This window comes from Roseovarius sp. Pro17 (assembly GCF_035599575.1).
Taxonomy (GTDB): Bacteria; Pseudomonadota; Alphaproteobacteria; order Rhodobacterales; family Rhodobacteraceae; genus Roseovarius.
The window spans coordinates 1,267,282-1,288,397 of record NZ_CP141179.1 but is presented as its reverse complement, the minus strand read 5'-3'; the positions used below and the strand labels follow the sequence as shown (position 1 = coordinate 1,288,397).

At 57.0% G+C, this 21,116-nt stretch carries 16 protein-coding genes; 5 read left to right on the top strand and 11 right to left on the bottom strand.

What is annotated here, in order from left to right; translation table 11 throughout:
* Positions 1-87: 87 nt before the first annotated feature.
* The 4 genes from U3654_RS06250 (at position 88) to U3654_RS06235 (ending at position 5,697) form a co-directional block, all read left to right on the top strand.
* Positions 88-996, top strand: a complete 909-nt coding sequence (locus tag U3654_RS06250; protein ID WP_324754482.1) for a LysR substrate-binding domain-containing protein — start codon at positions 88-90, stop codon at positions 994-996.
* A gap of 156 nt (positions 997-1,152) precedes the next feature.
* A complete protein-coding gene (locus U3654_RS06245) occupies positions 1,153-1,962 on the top strand; it encodes a carbon-nitrogen hydrolase family protein (protein WP_324754481.1) in 810 nt (269 codons plus the stop codon).
* Positions 1,955-3,601 carry an NAD(P)/FAD-dependent oxidoreductase gene (locus tag U3654_RS06240; protein ID WP_324754480.1) on the top strand — a complete coding sequence of 549 codons (1,647 nt, stop codon included), beginning with the start codon at positions 1,955-1,957 and terminating at the stop codon, positions 3,599-3,601. The genes U3654_RS06245 and U3654_RS06240 overlap by 8 nt, the downstream gene beginning before the upstream one ends.
* A gap of 623 nt (positions 3,602-4,224) precedes the next feature.
* Positions 4,225-5,697, top strand: coding sequence for a Hint domain-containing protein (locus U3654_RS06235; RefSeq protein WP_324754479.1), 1,473 nt, complete (start codon positions 4,225-4,227; stop codon positions 5,695-5,697).
* Positions 5,698-5,891: 194 nt separating this feature from the next.
* Here U3654_RS06235 and U3654_RS06230 read toward each other — a convergent pair whose 3' ends face one another.
* The 4 genes from U3654_RS06230 to U3654_RS06215 all read right to left on the bottom strand — a co-directional run bounded on the left by U3654_RS06230 (position 5,892) and on the right by U3654_RS06215 (position 9,135).
* Positions 5,892-6,614 (bottom strand): amino acid ABC transporter ATP-binding protein, encoded by a 723-nt coding sequence (locus U3654_RS06230; RefSeq protein ID WP_416384587.1) that lies wholly within the window; start codon positions 6,612-6,614, stop codon positions 5,892-5,894.
* Positions 6,615-6,649: 35 nt separating this feature from the next.
* Positions 6,650-7,516 carry an amino acid ABC transporter permease gene (locus U3654_RS06225; RefSeq protein WP_324754477.1) on the bottom strand — a complete coding sequence of 289 codons (867 nt, stop codon included), beginning with the start codon at positions 7,514-7,516 and terminating at the stop codon, positions 6,650-6,652.
* A complete protein-coding gene (locus tag U3654_RS06220) occupies positions 7,513-8,256 on the bottom strand; it encodes an amino acid ABC transporter permease (RefSeq protein WP_324754476.1) in 744 nt (247 codons plus the stop codon). The genes U3654_RS06225 and U3654_RS06220 overlap by 4 nt, the downstream gene beginning before the upstream one ends.
* 69 nt (positions 8,257-8,325) lie before the next feature.
* Positions 8,326-9,135 (bottom strand): transporter substrate-binding domain-containing protein, encoded by an 810-nt coding sequence (locus U3654_RS06215; protein WP_324754475.1) that lies wholly within the window; start codon positions 9,133-9,135, stop codon positions 8,326-8,328.
* Between the two features lie 183 nt (positions 9,136-9,318).
* Between U3654_RS06215 and U3654_RS06210 the strand changes: the two genes are divergently transcribed.
* The gene (locus tag U3654_RS06210) at positions 9,319-9,480 is read left to right on the top strand and encodes a hypothetical protein (protein ID WP_324754474.1); all 162 of its coding nucleotides are present in this window, start codon (positions 9,319-9,321) and stop codon (positions 9,478-9,480) included.
* Positions 9,481-10,174: 694 nt separating this feature from the next.
* Here U3654_RS06210 and U3654_RS06205 read toward each other — a convergent pair.
* The 7 genes from U3654_RS06205 to U3654_RS06175 all read right to left on the bottom strand — a co-directional run bounded on the left by U3654_RS06205 (position 10,175) and on the right by U3654_RS06175 (position 21,000).
* Complete coding sequence (locus U3654_RS06205; RefSeq protein ID WP_324754473.1) at positions 10,175-11,464, bottom strand: hypothetical protein; 1,290 nt, start codon at positions 11,462-11,464, stop codon at positions 10,175-10,177.
* Positions 11,465-11,956: 492 nt separating this feature from the next.
* On the bottom strand, positions 11,957-12,157 hold the full coding sequence (rpsU, locus tag U3654_RS06200) for a 30S ribosomal protein S21 (protein ID WP_138935479.1): 201 nt from the start codon (positions 12,155-12,157) through the stop codon (positions 11,957-11,959).
* 1,340 nt (positions 12,158-13,497) lie between these two features.
* Complete coding sequence (locus U3654_RS06195) at positions 13,498-14,868, bottom strand: HAMP domain-containing sensor histidine kinase (RefSeq protein WP_324754472.1); 1,371 nt, start codon at positions 14,866-14,868, stop codon at positions 13,498-13,500.
* On the bottom strand, positions 14,865-15,539 hold the full coding sequence (locus tag U3654_RS06190) for a response regulator transcription factor (protein ID WP_324754471.1): 675 nt from the start codon (positions 15,537-15,539) through the stop codon (positions 14,865-14,867). The genes U3654_RS06195 and U3654_RS06190 overlap by 4 nt, the downstream gene beginning before the upstream one ends.
* A 96-nt stretch (positions 15,540-15,635) precedes the next feature.
* On the bottom strand, positions 15,636-15,953 hold the full coding sequence (locus tag U3654_RS06185) for a hypothetical protein (protein WP_324754470.1): 318 nt from the start codon (positions 15,951-15,953) through the stop codon (positions 15,636-15,638).
* 213 nt (positions 15,954-16,166) lie between these two features.
* Positions 16,167-16,373 carry a hypothetical protein gene (locus tag U3654_RS06180; protein ID WP_324754469.1) on the bottom strand — a complete coding sequence of 69 codons (207 nt, stop codon included), beginning with the start codon at positions 16,371-16,373 and terminating at the stop codon, positions 16,167-16,169.
* A 958-nt stretch (positions 16,374-17,331) separates the two neighbouring features.
* Positions 17,332-21,000 carry a vitamin B12-dependent ribonucleotide reductase gene (locus tag U3654_RS06175; RefSeq protein WP_324754468.1) on the bottom strand — a complete coding sequence of 1,223 codons (3,669 nt, stop codon included), beginning with the start codon at positions 20,998-21,000 and terminating at the stop codon, positions 17,332-17,334.
* Positions 21,001-21,116 lie beyond the last annotated feature (116 nt).

Sequence of the window (21,116 nt, the reverse complement as noted above, 5' to 3'; positions counted from 1 at the left end):
TTCCTCCCAAGGTAAAGTCGCAGCTTTCTTTTTATATGAATAATCGTGATATTTGTTCAAATCATTCATTTTGGATATGTATTAGCCATGCTCCCCCGTCTCACACATCGCCAGATCGAAGCCTTCCGCGCTGTGATCGAAACAGGCAAGATCACTTCGGCAGCCGGTGTGCTGGGCACCACGCAACCCTCAATCAGCAAGTTGATCGCCGATCTGGAGCGTGTTGCCGGGTTCGACCTGTTTGAGCGGCGCGGACGTCAGGTCGTGCCGACACCCGAGGCGCTGGCCCTCTATGAGGAGGTCGAACGCGCCTTCGTCGGCATGTCCGAGATTTCCCGCGTCATCACGGATATCCGCGACTTTCGCAAAGGTAGCCTGCTGGTCGCGGGGATGCCGGCGCTGGCGCTAAAACTGTTGCCGGAGGTCATTGCCGAATTCATCGCCCACGAGCCCGGTATCACCGTGTCGCTGCGCACCCGCAGTTCACAGGCAGTTTTGCAGCATCTCAGTTCACAGCAGTTCGATCTTGGGTTTGCTGCGCTGGACAATGATCATCCGGCTGTCATCCGCAGACCGATCTTTACGGCCCCCATGCTGGCGGTCCTGCCGATCAGCCATCACTTGGAGCGTCAGGACGTCTTGGAACCTGCGGATTTTGATCAGCAACCTTTCATCGCCCTCGGGGCCGAGATCGGCACGCGATCCGAAACTGACCTGTTCCTGTCGGCGGGCGGTGCCCGCCCCCGGATCGTCGCCGAAGCTCAACTGTCCGCGTCAATCTGCGAGTTGGTCGCAGCCGGCGCAGGTGTCTCTATCGTCGAGCCTGTCACCGCTACGTATTTCGCGAGTGCCGGACGCGTCGTCGCGCGCCCGCTCGTGCCAGAGCAGCTGTTTCGCTATGATTTGCTGCTACCCGCCTTGCGTCAGCCCTCGCGCGTGGCCAGCCGATTTCTGGACCTCGTGGAGGACAGATTTGCAACGTTCGTTATGCAATAAGGTTGGACATTTATCGCGAACACCGGGGACCTATCTGGGGGCCTCTGCCGACGCAGCTCGCGGGTCAATAGAAGTCCCAGCGTTTTTCTGGGCGGGCTTGGCGGTCGTTGCAAACCCATGTCGATCTCGCGCATGATGCTCGAAAAGGACGTATCGGTGAAGATTGCACTCTGGCAAACCGTGCCGCTACATGACGCACAGCAGGCCTTGGTAGCGCTGGATCAAGCGGCGCAGCTTGCTCGGGCCGAGGGCGCTGACCTGATCCTGACGCCGGAGATGGCGTTGGGTGGCTACAATGTCGGGGCAGACAGGTGCCAAACACTGGCGGCTTCGGCAGATTCCCTGATTGACGCGCTTAAATCCATCGCCCGAAAATATGAAATTGCGCTGGTTGTCGGCCTTGCCTTGCCTGGTCCGGACGCGCCTTACAATGGCGTGATCGTGTTGGACGCCGCTGGGAACGAACGACATCGCTATCACAAAACCCATCTCTACGGGGGTGTCGATAGAACCCAATTCGCCGCAGGTGCAGCGCTGTCTGGAGTGTTTGAACTGAACGGCTGGTCCGTCGGCCTTGCTATTTGTTATGATATCGAATTCCCCGAAGTCGCCCGCGCCTTGGCCTTGCAAGGGGCCGATCTGATCCTTGTGCCAACCGCAAATATGATACCCTTTGACAGCGTCGCCACCCGGCTGGTCCCGTCCCGCGCCGAGGAAAACGCAGTTTACGTTGCCTACGCCAATTACACCGGCACAGAAGGGGAATTTACCTATGGCGGCCTGTCCTGTATCTGCCGCCCTAACGGCAACGACCTTGCCCGCGCACCCCAAGAAGCCCCTGATCTACTGTTTGCAGACCTAAGCCACACCGAACTGGCGGCTTGTCGCAAGCTGCAAAACCACCTCGCTGACCGCCGTCCAGATTTGTACGGACGCCTCAATTCCAAAGGTCCCTCTGATGAATAAAGTCTCTGTCTTCGGGCCAGATTTCCCCTTTGCCTATGATGATTGGATCACCCACCCCAAGGGGCTTGGCCACCTGCCAGACACCGCCCATGGCGCCAAGGTGGCGATCATCGGCTCGGGGGCGGCGGGGATCATCGCAGGGTATGAGCTGATGAAACTAGGCGCCAAGCCGGTCGTGTTCGAGGCTGGTCAGTTCGGCGGGCGCCTGCGCTCGCAACCCTTTGAGGGGGCCGATGGTGTCATCGCGGAATTGGGCGGTATGCGCTTTCCCGTCTCCTCGACCGGTTTTTACACCTATGTCGATATGTTGGGTATCCAGAGCAAACCTTTCCCCAATCCGCTGACCCCGGCCGCAGGCTCGACCGTTGTCGATCTGCTGGGCAAGACCCACTATGCCGAAACGCTGGCCGACCTGCCGCCGCTGTTTCACGAAGTCGCCCAAGCCTATGCCAAAGCGTTGGAGGACGGCGCAAATTTCACCGCGCTGAAACAGGCGATCCGTGATCGCGATAACGCTAAGATCAAGGAAATATGGAACCCTATCGTCGAACAATGGGACGAACGGACCTTTTATGATTTCGTCGCCTCATCCGATGCATTTCAGGCGCTGTCCTTTCATCACCGCGAAGTCTTTGGTCAGGTTGGGTTTGGCACTGGCGGCTGGGACTCCGATTTCCCCAATTCCATGCTGGAAATCCTGCGGGTCAACGTGACCGAATGTGACGACCATCAACGCTACATGGTGGGCGGCGTTGGCCAAGTCCCGCACAAATTGTGGGAACATGCCCCCGATACCATCGCCCATTGGCCCAGCGGCACCACGCTATCCAAACTGAACGGCGGGGCCACTCGCGCCGGGGCGACCCGGATCAGGCGGCAGGGCGAGAAATTCGAAATCACCGACCAATGGAAGCGGGTCGAGAATTTTGATGCCGTGCTTGTCACGTGTCAAAGCCACCTGCTGTCGACCGTGATCGACACCGAAGAGACCCTCTTTGCCCATGAGCTGTGGATGGCACTGGACCGGACCCGCTATATGCAATCCGCCAAGACATTCGTGATGGTCAATCGCCCGTTCTGGAAGGACAAGGACCCGAAAACTGGCCGCGATGTCATGTCGATGACGCTGACCGATCGCATGACGCGCGGCACCTATTTGTTCGATAACGGACCCGACAAGCCCTCGGTCATCTGCCTTAGCTATTCATGGATGACCGACGCGCTCAAGGTGCTGCCCCTGCCGGTGGAAAAGCGTGTGGAACTGGCGTTGTCCTCGCTGGCGAATATCTATCCTGATGTGGATATCCGGTCGCATATTCTGGGCGATCCGATCACCGTCAGTTGGGAAAATGACCCCAACTTTTTGGGCGCGTTCAAAGGCGCGCTACCGGGGCATTATCGCTATAACCACCGGATGTTCGGCCACTTCATGCAAGATACCCTACCGCCCCAAGAACGCGGGATTTTCATGGCGGGTGATGGTGTCAGTTGGACGCCTGCGTGGGTCGAAGGGGCGGTCCAAACCTCCCTCAACGCAGTTGCGGGAATTATTCGGCATCTGGGCGGCGGGTTTCATCCTGAAAACCCATCACCCTGTGACGCCTATGCTGAATGGGGGCCGGTCAAGTTACCGGATTGATGGGCCCTTTCACCGGCTGCACAGAGATTGCCTAAGTCATGTCTGCGACCTGGGTAATTTCGGGGGGCCGTTCGAGCGCATTAAGCCTTAAAGATTTAAGCACCGAACCAGTCGCGTATAGCGGCGTTGCCATCGCAACTCTGCCAAAGCCTGCTCCAACATTCGGGCAGGCGTACGTAAATGATAACGGTTCAGCGTTGCCCAAGGCCCGAACCAGAAATCAGCAATATTTCAAGCGCTTGCAACATGGCAAACCAAAGTAGAGAGCTGAAAAATAGCGCTGACGTTCGCAACATCCCGTCATTAACATTCGACCTTCCGATCAGCTGTTATAGCTAACGGCCACACATTTTTGGCAGATAAGTCGAACCGCAAACCGCATCTTGATGCCGTCGGCCGCTTTGACGAGCGGCAATTGTTCGATTTGACTGTGATTTCGATTCTGCGACGCAGATTTCGCATTGCTGTCATTTGCGTCAAGCATCGTACGACTTGAGTTGAACTGCTCGCTGTTTACCTCGTAACATGTGGTAAGTTGTTATTTTATATAATGGATGTATAATTTGCGGTCGAAATGACTGGCTAAACATGGTTTTCAAGATTGATCTGAATTGTGAGCAAATATGCCGACATTTACCATCATTGGAAGCGGGCAGACCCCATCCGGGCTCAACGAAATTCCCGCGGGCGGAACCATTCAAGTAAACGACGGCGACATTTTCATCGTTGATCCAAGCGCGGATGATGACGTCAACTTTTCGTCTGCCAGCGGAAGCTCAACCAATTTTGTGGTTCAGTTTGGCCAGACAAATGCGAACAATCTCGATTTGACGTTCGGAAATTCTCTCAATCCATCGATCGAGATTGCCGATAATGTAAATTTGGATAGCATCAGACTTGATGCCGGAAGCGCCGAGTCCTCCAGTTTGACAGCGGGTAATGGTGTAACGCTTGATAGATTTGATGGTTCAAACGGCGCAGACACGATTACCGCCGGAGATAACTTTGTTCTCAACGCTAACCTCAATACCGGAGGCGGTGACGATGTCATCTCAATCGGGTCCGGGGCAACGCTCGCAGACTTAAACACTGGCACTGGTGACGATACGGTGTCGATCGGCGACGGATCGACCGTCGGTGATATCGAAACCCGCGCCGGCGATGACGAAATCACGCTCGGGGACAATGTTACGGTTAATGACATCGCGACCGCCGGTGGCGCCGACACGATCACCATTGGCGATGGCGCGGATGTCAACAACATCAATATGGGTGCAGATCCAGACAGCCTGACGGTCGGCGATGATTTCACCGGAAATAGAATTCAAATGGGGTCCGGCGACGACTTTGCGCGTGTAGGCGCAAATGCGAATGCCAACCGGTTTAATGGCGGAGCAGGTTCCGATACGCTCAGAACCGAGACTGATCCTACTGTTATCAACGAGCGACGCTTTGAGGATATTCAGGTTGTATGCTTTTGCACGGGCACGCGGATCACGACCAAGCGCGGCCTCGTGGCGATTGAGGATCTGAGCATTGGCGACATGGTGCTTACCATGGATAATGGATACTGCCCGATCCGTTGGCTTGGCCGCAACACGCTGGACAGTATCGATCTACAGATGAACCCCAAGCTGCGCCCCGTGCGTATCGCGGCCGGGGCCTTGGGTCCCAACATGCCTGAGAAGGCTTTGATGGTCAGCCCGCAGCACCGTGTGCTGATACGCTCGGTAATTGCACTGCGCATGTTTGGCACCAAAGAGGTGCTGATCCCGGCCATCAAGCTGTGCGGTATGGACGGCATTGAGCAGATGACGGACGCCACAGAGGTCGGCTATTGGCACATGCTGTTTGACGGTCACGAAATTGTCTATTCCAATGGTGCGGCCACAGAGAGCTTATTTACCGGTCCCGAAGCCCTAAAATGCGTCTCAGCCGAAAGCCGCAGAGAGATCGTCGCGCTCTTTCCTGAGATTGCAGTGCCAGGCTACGTTGCCACACCTGCGCGCCTCATTCCGGAAATGGGCAAGTTCATGAAGCAACTTGCCGCGCGGCACGCCAAGAACGAAAGAATACTTTTTGCAGAGGCACCCTAGCCCGCGCCTCTCTGTTCCCGCTCAAAGGTTACCAAACAACAGCTTTAGAACGCTCTCGTCGGTGTGCTATGCCATGGGGATCATGCGATCAACCCTGACCGCCACGAGTGACAATCCGGGTTGCATGGCGGCCAGCCCCCCTCGCCCCAAGCTGTCAGACTCGGGACCGGCTTCTATTCGGGAATGTCTGTCGACTATAATATTTGGCTCAGGAATTGCTGCGTGCGCGGGTCCTGCGCGTTGTCAAAGAACGTTGCGGGCGGGCCGGATTCCACGATTACACCGCGATCGGTGAAATAGACGCAATCGGCGATCTCACGTGCGAAGCCCATTTCGTGCGTGACGAGGATGCAGGTCATGCCGTCGGCGGCCAGATCCTTGATCGTCGTCAGCACTTCCTTGACCGTTTCGGGATCCAGCGCAGCCGTCACCTCGTCAAACAGCATCACATCGGGGTTCATGGCGAGGGATCGCGCGATGGCGACGCGCTGTTGCTGACCGCCGGACAATTCGCCGGGATAGGCGTCTTCCTTACCTTCCAGCCGCACTTTGGCGATGAGAGCGCGGGCGCGTTTCTCTACCTCCGCGCGGTTTTGGCGCAGCACCTTGATAGGGGCCATCATCACGTTCTGCAGCGCCGTCTTGTGCGGAAAAAGGTTGTATTGCTGAAACACCATTCCGACCTTCTTGCGCAGCGACAGCTTGTCCAGCTTGGGGTCGTTCACCTCCAGCCCTTCGACGGTGATCGAGCCGGATTGGATGTCGTTCAGCGCATTGATGCAGCGGATCAGGGTCGATTTCCCCGACCCGGAGGGACCGATGATGCAGATCACCTCGCCCTTCATCACGTCCAAGGTGATGCCGCGCAGCACCTCGACCGTGCCAAAGGATTTATGCACGTCGCGCATCGAGACGATCGGCTGATCGGGGGTCCAGGTCATCGCGGCCTCGTTCATAGTTTCACCGAGTATTTGCGCTCCAGCAGCCGCGTCGCGGCGCTGATCGGGTAGCAGTAGAGGAAGAACCAGCTGAGGATATAAAGATACATCGGGATCAGCAGATCTACGCGTCCCTCGGCGCTGAGCGCGGCGCGCGTCAGCGCCATCACGTCGTTGACGCCAATGATCGACACCAGCGGCGTTGCCATGGTCAGCACGGCGTAAAGGTTCATCCATGAGGGCAGCACGCGCTTGACCGTCTGGGGCAGGATCACGTCCGTCATGATCTGGCGGCGGCTAAAGCCCAGCGATTCCGCCGATTCCCATTGCCCTGTCGGGATCGAAAGGATCGCACCGCGCATGTATTCGGACATATAGGCCATGACCGGCAGCGACAGGCCCAGCACCGCCTTGATCCAGCCGGGAAAAGGAATTTCGGTGCCGAAGACCTTGATTTGAAAAGGAATGAGCAGGATGCAGTAGAATAGCAGCACCAGCCACGGGGAGTTGCGAAAGAACTGTGTGACCAGCCACGCAACACTGCGCACGGGGCGGATGGGCGATACCTGCAGCACGCCCAGCATGACCCCCAGAACTGTGCCGATCGCCATCGACAGGATGGAAATCAGCACGTTAAAGCCAAAACCCTTGCCCAGTGTCGGCGTCCATTCCAGCAATATCGCGATGACACCGCGCCTTTCCGGCACTGCGTCCTGTGCAAAGGCGGGCGCAATCAGCACGGCGGCAAAGACCAGCATCAGGGCTGAAAAGGTCCACAGGTTGAACATCCGGTCGGCCAGCGGCAGCGCGTCGGCGCGGATGCGCATGGGCAGCAGGACCGGCATATGCCCGCGCACGGGGGTATCGGGGCGCATCGTCATTCTCCGTATCCCGGTATGCGCAGCGCCTTTTCCCAGCGATGCAGCACCCAGACGAGGATCGCCACAAGGCCCACATAGGACACAAGCAGCACGTTCATCATCTCGCGCACGTTCAGATCCTCGGACCAGATCTGCGCCGAGATATAGAGTAACTCGGGCACCGCAATCGCATAGGCCAGCGTGGTGGTTTTCACGAGATTCACCAGGTTCGTACCCAGCGCGGGCAACGAAATGCGAACCGCCAGTGGCATCACGATATCGCGGTAGATCTGCAGGCGGGTATATCCCAGCGCCTCAGCCGCCTCGACCGTCGCGCGCGGCACAGCCTCAACCCCGGCGCGAAAGATCTCGACATTCAGCGCGCCGGCAAACAGCGAAAGGGAAATGATCGCCCAGCCGAAATTGCTGACCAAGGGCTGCGGCAGGCCATTTTCGCCAGTAATACGCAGCACGGTGCCGATGGCGAAATAAAAGAAATATAGCTGCACCAGCGGTGGCGTATTGCGGAAAAACGCGACGAAGGCGCCGACCAGCACGCGCAGGGTGCGCGACGGTGCGCCCTGGACGGCGGCACCGACGACCCCGACGATCAGCGAAAAGAAGATCGACAGCACCGACAGCTTTACCGTCATCCAGAGACCCGCCAGATAGCGGCCCCGGTTGTAGTCGTCGCTGACCACGACAAGATTCAGAAACCAGTCGGGCCGCAGCCAGTCGATAAGGGTTGTCGCCAGATCCATGCGGGTGCGCGGCCTTCTTGGGTCAGGATAGCCGGCCCGGCGCATTGGACGCCGGGCCGGGACAGCAGTTTATTTCAGCTTGTCGTGCTGTTCCTGCAGGAACGGGCTGGGCGCGATGCCGTTCGCCTCGTTGCGCTCCAGCAAGTAGCCGGACTTGTGCCAATCGGTGACGATTTCACTCATCTGCTGGCCATAGGCGTCGTCCAGCGCGTCCAGCGGCACGGCAATGGACCATGCCTGCGGGTCTTCGGTATCGAAGGGCATTTCATAATCGGCCCATTGATCGTCCGACGCCAGCTGCGATTCGATCCAAGTGTTGTCATATAGGAACCCTATGCAGCTGCCGTTTTGCAGCGCCGATGTCACCTCGGGAATACCCGCGAAGGCCACCAGATTAGGGCCGTACAGTTGCGTCACACGCTTGTTGTAGTACGATCCCTGCAGCGCGCAAAGGTCCTTGCCTTTCAGGTCTTCCCACGTCTTCAGTCCGGCGGCCTTGGGGGCCAGCACGTTGGTGCCGCCAGCGTAATAGTTCGGCTCGATCATTCCGACGACTTCGCGGCGTTGGGGGTTATCGCCCATTGTAGCGATAATGAGATCAATCCGACCCTGTTGCAGGAATTCCATGCGGTTGGAGGCCACGACGGGGACCAGCTCAACCTCGACCCCTAGACGCTCGGCCACATCGCGAGCGAGGTCGATCTCCAGACCTTTCAACTCACCGTCCGAGGTGAGGTAACCCCAGGGTTTATAGTCCTGCTTGACGCCGACGACGATCTTGCCGGCATCCTTGATGTCCTGCAGCTTGTCGGCCAGCGCGCCGGTGCCCATGACGGCGGCAATGGCGCCTGTGACTGCGGCCTTAATGAAGGTGTTCATTGACGTCTCCTCTGTCGATCCTGTCCGGCACGGTTGCGCCGGTTAACATTTTGATGCGGCTTCAATGGTCATGAGTCCAGTTAGAAATAAGTATCAGATGAAATGCTTACGGCAAGAAAATACCAATTGCCCCGAAGTTGGCCGCAAGAAAAATGGACAAATCAGGCGATGGGCCCGACCCGCATGATGTTCACCGAACAGCTGAAGCAGGCCCTGCCCGATCTGCAGCGCAAATTAGCCCTTGGGGCACGCTATGCGCTGGATAAACCCACCCGTATCGCGTTGGGGACGCTGCGTGCCAATGCGCAAGCCTGCGGCGTCTCTGGCCCTACCCTGTTGCGCTGATATCTCGCAGGCCGATGTGATCCGCGATCTGGCCGAGGTCGCAAGTCGCAATAGTTCCTGGGCGCAGCAACTCGCCCCGGCTACGATCATGGCGCTTGTTACCTCCACTGGGCGCGGGTGCCGATGTGTTCGCAATCACCGACCGGCCCAGTTTCTCCTTGGCCCGGCTTGCACACGGGATGTTCCTAGCCTTGACGGCCAGCCGGCATAATCGCCCGTACACCATCACGGTGCAACTGGAGGTCGAAACCCAACTAATCACCTGCGTCGCCGCCAGTGGCGATGCCACCTGCCTTAGGCTTAAATAGATTGACGGGGTCCGGCATGCCAGTGGCGCCTACACGAAGTGAGGCTGCAAAATCCGGCATTGTGAGCGGTGTATAGTCCGGTCGGACGCGGATCGCTGCCACGGAGTGCAGCAGGTCGGTTTTTACGCGGTCTTTGAAATGCGACCGCGATCTATGACTTGATCCACTTTCCGAGATCATGTGCACCGCTCCTGAGCACACCTATGTCAAAAAGCGGACATGGCTGCAGTTCGTGGGATGCAAATCAAGGTCCGCCTTGCGCGCTTAACACTCCTGCAAAAAAAAGCATCATATGAAACAGTGAGGCTACGGCATAACATCTGGCTCAACTGCGCGAAGATGGAACCGACACCTTCGAGATTGAGCGCTGTAGAACCTAGAGGAGATCATTCCCGATCTGCTTGGGAATCCAAAAAATATTGAAGCTTTAGTGACTTAGGCGATATTTCGTAAACAGTGTCTTCGGGTGTGTTTTGATCCAAGGTAGGCGTAACGAGCCCGTAGTTCCGAAACCTTTCAAGTATTGCAATAAACTCTGCGGCATCGTCAAATCCTAGTTCCGAACAGTCATTCGGAACAAAGATTTCTTGCTGGCAAATCCCTTTAAATGCCTCTTCGTCCCTATCCCTAAAGAACACAAAAATCTCATCGTAGTTGGTTTCCAGTTCCTCGCGCAACCAGCGCTCAAACGAGTCACCTGGAATCTTGGAAAGATCATCGACTTCATCAAAGACCCAAGTGCAAAACGCTCCGGCTTCATCGAGGGCAAATCGAGAGTTTCCATTGAACATATCAAACAGGGTAATGAAGTTGTCTCGTGTCAAAGGCAGTGTTGCCTGCTCATTTTTCCTGAATGTTTCAACCCTTTTATCATAGACTTGGCCGCCGACCTCCTCGCGCAATTCTCCAATGTTTATTGGCTTATGGAGCCATCCCGCCAGACGTGTTGAGGAAGCGACGCCACGAACAACGCCAGAAGAACCACACAGTATCCATTTAATCCCGTCGACGGCGAATGCGGTGTCTCTCAATGCCTCAATAGTTTCCTTCGCCTTTTCAGAGGATTGAAGTATCTCAAGATTATCGATGACGCATACAACTCCTCCTGTCTCACTCTTCGGAAACAACAACTTAAGCCAACCATCAATTGCTGCCCTAAAGCCGACCCGCTCCCATCCCTTACCGCTATTGGGTGTACCGCCAAACCCCAAGCCGTTCCCCAAAATCGATCCCGTATAGTTTCGGATTATCGGTGACTGAATGTAGTTCTTGATTGAAGCCTCGATAGGCGCCTTTGTGTAACCTGGTGGTGGTCGCAGCATGTCCGCGCTTTCGACCAAGGTAAGAGCAACTTGCAGGTAGAACTCGTCAAGAAATTCGTCTGCGCCTTTCTCCTTGTCTATCTGGAACGAGCACCTGCAAGGAATGAACATCGGTTCGCACTCGTCGTGCTGCGATTGCAAGAGCACCCTGTGTAGAGCGATGTTAATAATACTTGTTTTGCCAACACCGTTTGGGCCTTCAAGAGTTGGGATTTTGTCACTCTCTTGGACACGTCGGACCAATTTTTTGACTTCTGTTTCTCTGTCTACGACTAGTTTTTCGCCTTCTTCGTCAGCCTGAAGTGCCTTGTTGCTAAAGGGGTCGGCAGAAAAACCAAGAGAACGATAGGACATTGAAATACTCCGCTAAAAAACAGTTCCCCAAAATCGATGCTGAATTTTTCTTCACGCTAGGTCCAAACTGCCCATGAGGCAATACTTCCATCAATTTACATTTGGTCGCCAAAACCAATGTCGATTTACGGAATTTAGCCGCCATAGATGGAACGAGCAGCATTTGTTGCTATGGGCTCGAAGCTGCCATGCGGCGATGCAGCATGCTCGCCCGCCGCGCGTCAGGTGGCAACCTCGTCATTCAGTCGGCCCAGCGTGCCGTTAATCGACCCTAGCTACGCTGCAGCGTAGCTTAGGCATTGCCGCCATTCATGCACCGCGCAGCATTTGGTTGGCTAGATCGTCGGTCTGCGAAAGAAGTTGATATTCGCGTCGCCAGATGGATACTTTGCTTGAGAACTGTCGATTGGGGTTCAGCATCCAATGCAAAACCCCCGCAGCCAATTGGCAACGGGGGTTTCACAATTCATCAAAGCGACAGTATGACTCGCATCATGCTTCGCGCTCTAACTTTTTACGCGCCAATTTACGGGCGCGGCGGATCGCTTCAGCCTTCTGGCGCGCATTTTTCTCGGACGGCTTCTCGAAATGTTGCTTGAGCTTCATTTCACGGAAGACGCCTTCGCGCTGTAGCTTTTTCTTCAAAGCCCGAAGAGCTTGATCGACGTTGTTGTCGCGGACACTAACCTGCATGTGGTTTTCACCACCTCTCTAAGAAAAATTTGCAATAATTTGCAGGGCCCCGCCCAATAGCAATCTGACAAGGCTTTGTAAAGTCTGATGTGACGCGAAATGCTGAGGCGCACCATCAAAAGCCCCGATATTGCTAACACTACTGGTCCGCTCCGACAGTGCTTGTCTCTCCCTCAATCAACATAGGAAGCGCTGGTTCCCATTGGGCTGTTGGCGCATTGTCACTCACGGCCCGTTCCAGACCTTGACGATCTTCCTACACACTGCGGCGCAGCTTCGCCAAAGCTGACATCGAAATGTTGATGCACCACAGCAGGCACTACGGAGAAACTTCTGCGAGTTTTCATGGGCTTGAGAAAGCAATAGCCAAGCCAAATTGGTGTCGGTACCATCGAAAGAAGTCGTTCTTGCGGAATAAGATGCTCGTTCGCAGCCACTTGAGGCACATGGCGATGACGCCATAGATGGCCCTATCTTCTTGGAAGAATGGCGGAGAATCACGCGGTCAAATAGTTTTTACTCAGGTAAAGTGTGTGAACGCCACGTGACGGAAGGATGGAAACTACGCCATACCGATTGATGCGAAGCAACTAGTGCGGAACTTGGCCGCCTCACGCAAGGTCGTCGGAGCCGCACGAAACGCCGACGAATCGCTGGAACAGACGCCGACAAACTTGGGTCAACAAGGTGAGCGCGTTCATTTCGACCGAGATGATCGGCAACACAATACAAGGCCCCGTAGAAGCCAACTCTCAAAATTTCAGAGTTTTGTCCTGCTTGGTGCAGCCCGGAAAGTCATGAAGGGTGTGATGTACGCAGAGACGATTTACCAGGTAGCTACGCCAATGAAAGCAACATCCGCTCCTTCTAGGTCGACAGAATGGTCACATTTTCATTCAGACAGACGGGACCTATTCGTCCAGTCCTGAAAAGGTCGATGATCGGGCCGGTTGCGAGCCAAAAGTTGACGTTCCGGCCCATATTCGAACCAGACGGAAGCGCAGTGGTATAGCTGTGCAAGAGCCACGGCCCCCATAAACCCGAAGGTTGCGAAGGGCCATGGGCAGCTCTCACACCCCTTTACCCAATAATCAAGCATCCCACGAATCTAGCCCGCTCGGCCGTTACCGGACATTGACTGGGCGATCCAGTGTTGGAGTGCAGCTTCCCCAGACCGGCCATTTATCCATCGTGCTGCATCGTTGGGGCGCGGAGGCCATCAGGGCGGACAAATGAGACGGTCTCCCGATGTCCACTTTGGTGCCGCTCCAATTCCTATGGTTGCCAAGATCGCAACTTTCTGAAAACTGTTTGGTGCCTGACCTATCCGATTGCCAGCATCAGGCTTTATCTACCTTGGGAAAGGCCACGCGAACCAGCAGGCCGGGATTGTTGTCGTCCAGGGACAACTGCGCGCCGTGAAGTGTACAGATCGCTGCAACAAGGCTGAGGCCAAGACCATTGCCCTCTGTTGTCCGACTCTGTTCCAACCGATACAGGCGGCGCCAGACCTTGTCGCGTTGCTCTGGCGGAATGCCCGGCCCATTGTCCGAAACACAAAGGACGATCTGCCCATCATTGCGTGACAGTTCCACCCGGATTGTTGAACCGACCGGGGTGTGACGCAGACCGTTTTCGATCAGGTTAGCGAGAACCTGCGTCAGAAGGTGACGATCGCCGTTGACCAGAAATCGGGCCCCATCCGCTATTGTGAGTTCGAGGTGATACCCCTTCTCGTCCGCGTCGGCTTCCAGGAAATCCACGACATCGGCCGCGACTTCCTGCAAGTCGGTGGGAACAAAGCGATCACGCGCAGCACCGCCTTCAATCTGCGCCAGTTGCAGGAGCGCCTGAAATGTCTTCACGATCCGGTCAGTCTCGGCCAGCGCCTGCCCCAGCAGTTCGCCCTGCCCCTCGCTAAGCGCCGTCTTTCGGGTCACCTCTTCCAGAATGACGGCGACGCGCTGGATCGGCGTTTTGAGGTCGTGGGCAATATCGGCGGACACCTGACGCATGGATTCAATCAGAGCCTCTTGCGAGGTGGCCATGGTGTTGACGGCGGCACTGATCGCGGTCAAATCGTCACGATCATTCGCGGCAACGGGCACACGCGCAGCCAGTTGCCCCTCTGTCAGGTCGCCGAGTGTCTTCTGGATTGTGCCGATCCTCCTACGCGCATTGCGGGCAGCGAACACTCCTGCAGCGGAAGTGAGCATAATCGCGGGCAGCAGGCCGATCAGAACCACGGACAGGATGATCTCACCCATTTCCACGACCTGACTGCGCGTTCTGGCGACAATCAGCTGGCCGCGCCCCACGCGTTCGCTATTGGCCAGATAACTTTCCGAAATGTCCTCATCGCCCGCATAAATCACCTTTTCGCTGATGATGGAAAAATCGCTGACGGGAGGGAAGCCGTCGACATTGGTGATTACAGGTCCGACATCCGGCACGTAGTGCAGGATCGTCAGCTCAGCGTCGGTGACCTCGACATCCTGCTTCAACCGGTTGATCAGCGCAGTCTGGTCGTCGATTGCATCGTAGGCCTCGATGGTCTGTTCGATTTCGTCCTCAAGCGTCGAGTCAAAGTTCGCCCGGATGACAAGATAAGCCGTGACGAAACTGGCGGCCGATGAAAGGATGAAAATCCCCAGAAATATCGCTGTCAGGCGTAGTGGCGTCGATCGGATGGCCCAGGCACGCCGTTTCATTCTGCGTCGATCCGGTAGCCAGAGCCGCGCACGGTTTCGATAATTTCCGACTCGAACGGCTTGTCGACCTTGCGGCGCAAGCGGCTGATATGGGTATCGACCACGTTAGTCATCGGGTCGAAATGAATGTCCCAGACAGACTCCATCAGCATTGTGCGGGTCTGGACCCGGCCCTTGCGCCGCAACAGATGCTCCAGCAGCGAAAATTCACGGGGCAGCAGATCAATCGGCTGTCCGGCGCGTGTCACCTTGCGCGTCAGCAGGTTCATTTCCAGATCAGCCGCCTTCAGAATGGTCGGTTCGTCCTGCATCTGCGGGCGGCGGGCAAGGGCCGCGATCCGCGCGCTGAGTTCGCCAAAGGCGAACGGCTTGACCAGATAGTCGTCTCCGCCGGCATTCAGTCCCTCGATCCGGTCGTCAACACCGCCGAGAGAGGTCAGAAACAAGACGGGCGTTCGATTTTTCGCGCCGCGCAGCGTTTTGACAAGGCTGATCCCGTCAATTCCAGGCAGCATCCGGTCGACAATCAAAACATCGTAATGCCCGATGCTGGCCTGAACCAGACCATCAGCACCATCGGCGATCAGATCGACGGAATGGCCTTCTTCGCGCAGCCCGTCAGCAATGTAGGCTCCGGTTTTCTTGTCGTCTTCGATCACCAGTATTTTCATGACTACCTAATCTTCGCAAATTGGCGGGGCATGGTGCCCCGCCGCTCAACCCTATCAGAAATGTAGGGTCTAGCTATTTTCGTCTTCTGTCCGGGCTCAATCCGCAGGTGCGGGCTTGACCGAATTGTCAGCCGGATTGACCAGATGTTCGCTCACTGTGCCGTCCGGCATCACGATCTCGACCTCATACATGCCCGCGTTGGCACCGTCCTCTTCGAAATCCGCGCTCATTGCCTTGCCGCCCGACTGCGTTTCTGCGGCGCTGATCGCGGCGGAAATAGAACCGGGCGCGGCCAGAAATGCCTTCGCTTCGGCAGCACTGGTATCAGCAGTCGCCATTGTCGCGACACCGACAAGCAGGCCGAGGGACATCAGGGCGCCGGAGCCCAGGGTCAGGATTGTATTGCGTTTCATTGTAGTCTCCATCGTTGCGGGGAAGCACATTACCGCCCTCTGACATCAAGGTAGCGATGGCCTTGGGCAGGCGCTTGTCGGCTAGATTACAGATATTCCATGTCCGGCAACTTCGCTCCATTTGCCGCAGAATCAACGACGGGCGAAGAGTGAAAGCTCTTCGCCCGTCGTCTGGCAATCGGACCCAAACCGGACAAGGTTAAAGAATACCGATCAGGCCTGAACCTGATCCACGTCTATCCCAGCATCCGTGGAGTCCGCTGCGTCGGTCGCTGTGCCTTTGATCGCCAGCTTTGCGGCCAGCGCCATCAAACCACCAACCATGACTGCGGTGGTGATGATCATTGCCCCAGCTCCGATTGCGGCGAACCCGCCCAAAATCGCCAAAGTGTTTGCGGTGATACGATAAACTCTCTTCATGACCAGACTCCTGTTTTCTGTCTGGGTTGAACTTGGGGGCCGGAGATGATCATTTTCCGGCACGCAGATTACAAATTATCCACATTTCAAAAGTCCGCTGCGAACACTCTTCAACGACTACAAGATCGCGACCCGAGCGAAGGAATTCGTCCATATCTGGCCTCTGGATATGGCAGAACTTCCGCAGTGAAAAAATCATACCGCGACTTCGATGAGGAAGTCTCAGCGTCCCGATCACGTCACCCTAATGACGCCAGATCTGGCCATAAGGGCTGGAATGTACCGGTCGACGAAACCGGCCCATTCTCGGATGGTTGCTTCCGTAAGGCGCGACCGCGCCGTGATGCCCGCATCAACCAGTAATCTTCGGAGCCGTTTGGGATGTAGACCATGCACTTGGGAGGCCGTCCGAATGGAATGCACACGCCGCGCCGGGAGCCGGTAGTCGAGGGCGATATCGCCTTCGCCCAAAGGCCAAGTGTCGAGAATTTGCTAGCGGAACGGCCCCCGCAAAGGGGCTAGGGCAGTATTTCCGCCAAGGCCACGAGCCATTCACTGGCAAATGCGGCCGTATGGTGCATCGGCACGGCGAGGGTCTGCTGCATGGTCTTGGGCGATGGGGGTCACTACAAGTTGCAAAGAAATGGGAGCGCCGCAAGGACGCTCCCAGATACCTTCAGCACCAAAACGCCTGGAGCTTCATTTAGGACGCGCGCGCCAAGCGCGCGAACCCCTTACGTAATTGAAGCCGCTTCAACCGAGTTTTGAAATTCGGACAAAATTACGGTTTCTGCCACTATTCAATACCTTAAGAATCAGTAAGCCGGGACGACTATCGCCCCGGCTTACTTTTTCACGTTACACTCACGGCTTTCGCGATGATCTTGGTGCCCAGCCGAAACGATCTTTGCCCGATTTTTGAGCTACTTTGCCCCTACCGACACCAACCCTCAATTCCTCAGCTACAGCCCGACGTCCCGCCGCAGGTGTTGCACTTCATACACGTACCATTGCGCACCAGCGTGTAGTTGCCGCAATCGCCGCAGGCCTCGCCCTCGTAGCCTTGCATCTTTGCCTTGGTGCGCGCATCGAAAGTGACCGCGCCGGAGGTGATCGTCGTCGTGGCGGCCATAGCTGTCATGCCGACCGTTTCGGGTACCAGCGTTTCGAGGGCCGAAACCGGGTCGCCTGCCCCGGCCTGCGCGACAAAGGCCTGCCCGCCGTTCAGCACATAAAGCTCTTGCGGAAGACGCTTGCGCAGATACCCTGTCGAGCTGATCTGCTTAAGCACCGCAAGCGACTTAGTGGCGGCGGCTTCGCTCATCTCGCTGATGTTGCGCACGCCTTCCTCTTCGCCCCGACCAAGATCATCAAAGCTGTGACCCTGGGGTTTGACATGTGCGAGGTCCGTGCGATCCAGATAGCTGACCGCAAGCTCGCGGAAGATATAGTCAAGGATCGACGTCGCGTTCTTGATGCTGTCATTGCCCTGCACCATGCCCGACGGCTCAAACTTGGTGAAGGTGAAGGCGTCGACGAACTCTTCCAGTGGCACCCCGTATTGCAGGCCGACCGACACTGCGATGGCAAAGTTGTTCATCATCGCGCGGAAGCCAGCACCTTCCTTGTGCATGTCGATAAAGATTTCGCCCAGCTGGCCGTCGGCATATTCGCCGGTGCGCAGGTAGACCTTGTGCCCGCCGATGATGGCCTTTTGGGTATAGCCCTTGCGACGCTCGGGCATCTTGTCGCGGTGGAACTTATTCACCTCTTTGATCACGATCTTTTCGACGATCTTTTCAGCCAGAACGACCGCCTTTTCGTGGTTGCTCCCGCTCTCCAGCACGTCGGCCGCATCGTCGTCATCCTCGACCAGCGCGGAGGCCAGCGGCTGGCTGAGTTTCGAGCCGTCGCGATAGAGCGCGTTGGCCTTGACGCCCAAGGACCAGCTTAGCTCGTACGCCTTTTGGCAATCCTCGATCGTGGCGTCGTTCGCCATGTTGATCGTCTTGGAAATCGCACCCGAGATAAAGGATTGAGCAGCAGCCATCATGGTGATGTGGCTGTTAACGCTAAGGTAACGCTTGCCTTTTTTGCCGCAGGGGTTGGCGCAATCAAAGACGCTGTAATGCTCTGTGCGCAAATGCGGCGCATGCTCCAGCGTCATGGTGCCGCAGACATGGTCGTTCGCCGCGTCGATATCGGCGCGGGAGTAGCCCAGATGCGCCAACAGATCAAAGGCCGGATCATTCAGCTTGGCCTCGGGGATGCCCAGTACGTTCGTGCAGAACTCGACCCCCAGCGTCCATTGGTTGAACACAAAGCGGATGTCGAAGGCCGATCCCAGAGCAGCGTCCACCTTGGCCAGCTCATTTGGGCCAAAACCGTGACCGATCAGCGAGGTATGGTTGATCCCCGGCGCGTTGCCGAGGGTGCCATGGCCGACGGCGTAGCTGATGATCTCTTCGATCTGCGCGCTGCCATAGCCCATCATTTCGAGGGCGGCGGGCACCGACTGGTTAATGATCTTGAAGTAGCCGCCACCGGCCAGCTTCTTGAACTTGACCAATGCAAAGTCAGGCTCGATTCCGGTCGTGTCACAATCCATGACCAGACCGATCGTGCCGGTGGGCGCGATGACGGTGGATTGCGCATTGCGGTAGCCGTGCTTTTTGCCCAGTTCCAGCGCCTCGTCCCAGGTGGACATGGCCAACTCGATCAGACGGCTGTCGGGGCAACCCGCCGCGTCCAGCGGAACAGGCTTGACCGCCAGTTGTTCATAACCATCGCTGTTGCCATAGGCCGCGTTGCGGTGGTTGCGCATGACGCGCAGCATATGCTCGGCATTACGCTCGTAGCCCGCGAACGGCCCCAACTCACCCGCCATTTCGGCGGAGGTGGCATAGGCGACACCGGTCATGATCGCGCTCAGCGCACCGCCAAGGGCGCGGCCCTCGTCGCTGTCATATCCCAGACCCATGTTCATCAGCAGGCCGCCGATATTGGCATACCCAAGGCCCAGCGTGCGGAACTCAAAGCTGCGCTGCGCGATCTCTTTGCTGGGGAACTGCGCCATCATCACGCTGATTTCCAGCGTCACGGTCCAGAGCCGCGAGGCGTGCATATAGCCCTCCGCGTCGAAACGGCCGTCCTCATAGAATTTCAGCAGATTCATCGACGCAAGGTTGCAGGCCGTGTCGTCGAGAAACATGTATTCCGAGCACGGGTTAGAGCCGCGGATTTCGCCATCTTCGGGGCATGTGTGCCACGCGTTGACGGTGTCGTGATACTGGATGCCCGGATCGGCGCAGGCCCACGCGGCGTGGCCGACATCTTCCCACAGATAGCGCGCCTTGATGGTCTTGGCGACCGATCCGTCGGTGCGGTTCAGCAGCGCCCAGTCGGCATCGTCCTTGACCGCCTTGAGGAAGGCATCGGTGACGCGGATCGAGTTGTTGGAGTTCTGGCCGGAAACGGACGCATACGCCTCGCTGTCCCAATCGGTGTCATAGGTCGGGAATTCGATGCTCTCATAGCCCTGCTTGGCATAATCCAGCACGCGCTTGACGTATGTTTCAGGGATCGAGCATTTCTTGGCGCTGCGAATGGCGTCCTTTAGCTGCGGGTTCTTCTTGGGGTCGACCGAATCCTCGGTCGTGCCGTCCCATGCGCGGATCGCGGCGAAGATCTCGTTCAGCTTTTGCTCGTGCATTTTGGAGCCTGCGACGATGCTCGCGACCTTCTGCTCTTCCTTCACCTTCCAGTTGATGAACTCCTCGATATCGGGGTGGTCGGCATCAATGATCACCATTTTCGCCGCGCGGCGCGTGGTGCCGCCCGACTTGATCGCGCCCGCCGCGCGGTCGCCGATTTTCAGGAAGCCCATCAGGCCCGACGACTTGCCACCGCCCGACAGCGGCTCATTCGCGGCGCGCAGCGACGAGAAGTTCGTGCCGGTGCCCGAGCCATATTTGAACAGGCGCGCCTCGCGCACCCAGAGGTCCATGATGCCGCCCTCACCAACCAGATCGTCCTTTACCGACTGGATAAAGCAGGCGTGCGGCTGCGGATGCTCATAGGCGCTTGTCGACTTGGTCAGCTTGCCTGATTTATAATCGACGTAGAAATGCCCCTGCCCCGGGCCGTCGATGCCATAGGCCCAGTGCAGGCCAGTGTTGAACCATTGCGGGCTGTTGGGCGCACCCATCTGGCGGGCCAGCATGATGCGCATTTCGTCGAAATAGGCCTGTGCGTCGGCTTCGGTGGTGAAATAACCACCCTTCCAGCCCCAATAGGTCCATGCACCCGCAAGGCGGTCGAACACCTGACGCGCGGACGTCTCGCCGCTCGTCGGAACATCTTTGCCATCGGGAACCGAGCGCCACAGGAATTCAGGCACGCCCTTTTCCTTGACCTTTTTCAGGCGCGTGGGAACGCCGGCCTTGCGAAAATACTTCTGTGCGATGACGTCGCTGGCGACCTGACTCCACCCGGCCGGGACTTCGACATTGTCCAGCTTGAAAACCGACGTGCCGTTGGGATTGCGAATCTCGGACGACGTTGTCACGAACTCCAACTCCGCATACGCGTCCTGGCCTGCCTTGGTGAACTTCCGATCGATTTTCATGTCACTGCCTCTCGCCCCCGCAGGGTGCCGTTTGTGTCCGCATATCTGCCGTGGCGCGCCGTTCCGCGCCCGGGCCGCTCATCCAAGGGACACACGTCTCTCCATGGCGCACGCAA

Coding starts and splice junctions, on each gene's coding strand:
- U3654_RS06180 (WP_324754469.1), bottom strand. CDS start 16,373: ATGAAGAGAGTTTATCGTATCACCGCAAACACTTTGGCGATTTTGGGC.
- U3654_RS06225 (WP_324754477.1), bottom strand. CDS start 7,516: ATGACGATGCGCCCCGATACCCCCGTGCGCGGGCATATGCCGGTCCTG.
- U3654_RS06195 (WP_324754472.1), bottom strand. CDS start 14,868: ATGAAACGGCGTGCCTGGGCCATCCGATCGACGCCACTACGCCTGACA.
- rpsU (WP_138935479.1), bottom strand. CDS start 12,157: ATGCAGGTTAGTGTCCGCGACAACAACGTCGATCAAGCTCTTCGGGCT.
- U3654_RS06210 (WP_324754474.1), top strand. CDS start 9,319: ATGATGTTCACCGAACAGCTGAAGCAGGCCCTGCCCGATCTGCAGCGC.
- U3654_RS06215 (WP_324754475.1), bottom strand. CDS start 9,135: ATGAACACCTTCATTAAGGCCGCAGTCACAGGCGCCATTGCCGCCGTC.
- U3654_RS06205 (WP_324754473.1), bottom strand. CDS start 11,464: ATGTCCTATCGTTCTCTTGGTTTTTCTGCCGACCCCTTTAGCAACAAG.
- U3654_RS06250 (WP_324754482.1), top strand. CDS start 88: ATGCTCCCCCGTCTCACACATCGCCAGATCGAAGCCTTCCGCGCTGTG.
- U3654_RS06190 (WP_324754471.1), bottom strand. CDS start 15,539: ATGAAAATACTGGTGATCGAAGACGACAAGAAAACCGGAGCCTACATT.
- U3654_RS06175 (WP_324754468.1), bottom strand. CDS start 21,000: ATGAAAATCGATCGGAAGTTCACCAAGGCAGGCCAGGACGCGTATGCG.
- U3654_RS06185 (WP_324754470.1), bottom strand. CDS start 15,953: ATGAAACGCAATACAATCCTGACCCTGGGCTCCGGCGCCCTGATGTCC.
- U3654_RS06235 (WP_324754479.1), top strand. CDS start 4,225: ATGCCGACATTTACCATCATTGGAAGCGGGCAGACCCCATCCGGGCTC.
- U3654_RS06240 (WP_324754480.1), top strand. CDS start 1,955: ATGAATAAAGTCTCTGTCTTCGGGCCAGATTTCCCCTTTGCCTATGAT.
- U3654_RS06220 (WP_324754476.1), bottom strand. CDS start 8,256: ATGGATCTGGCGACAACCCTTATCGACTGGCTGCGGCCCGACTGGTTT.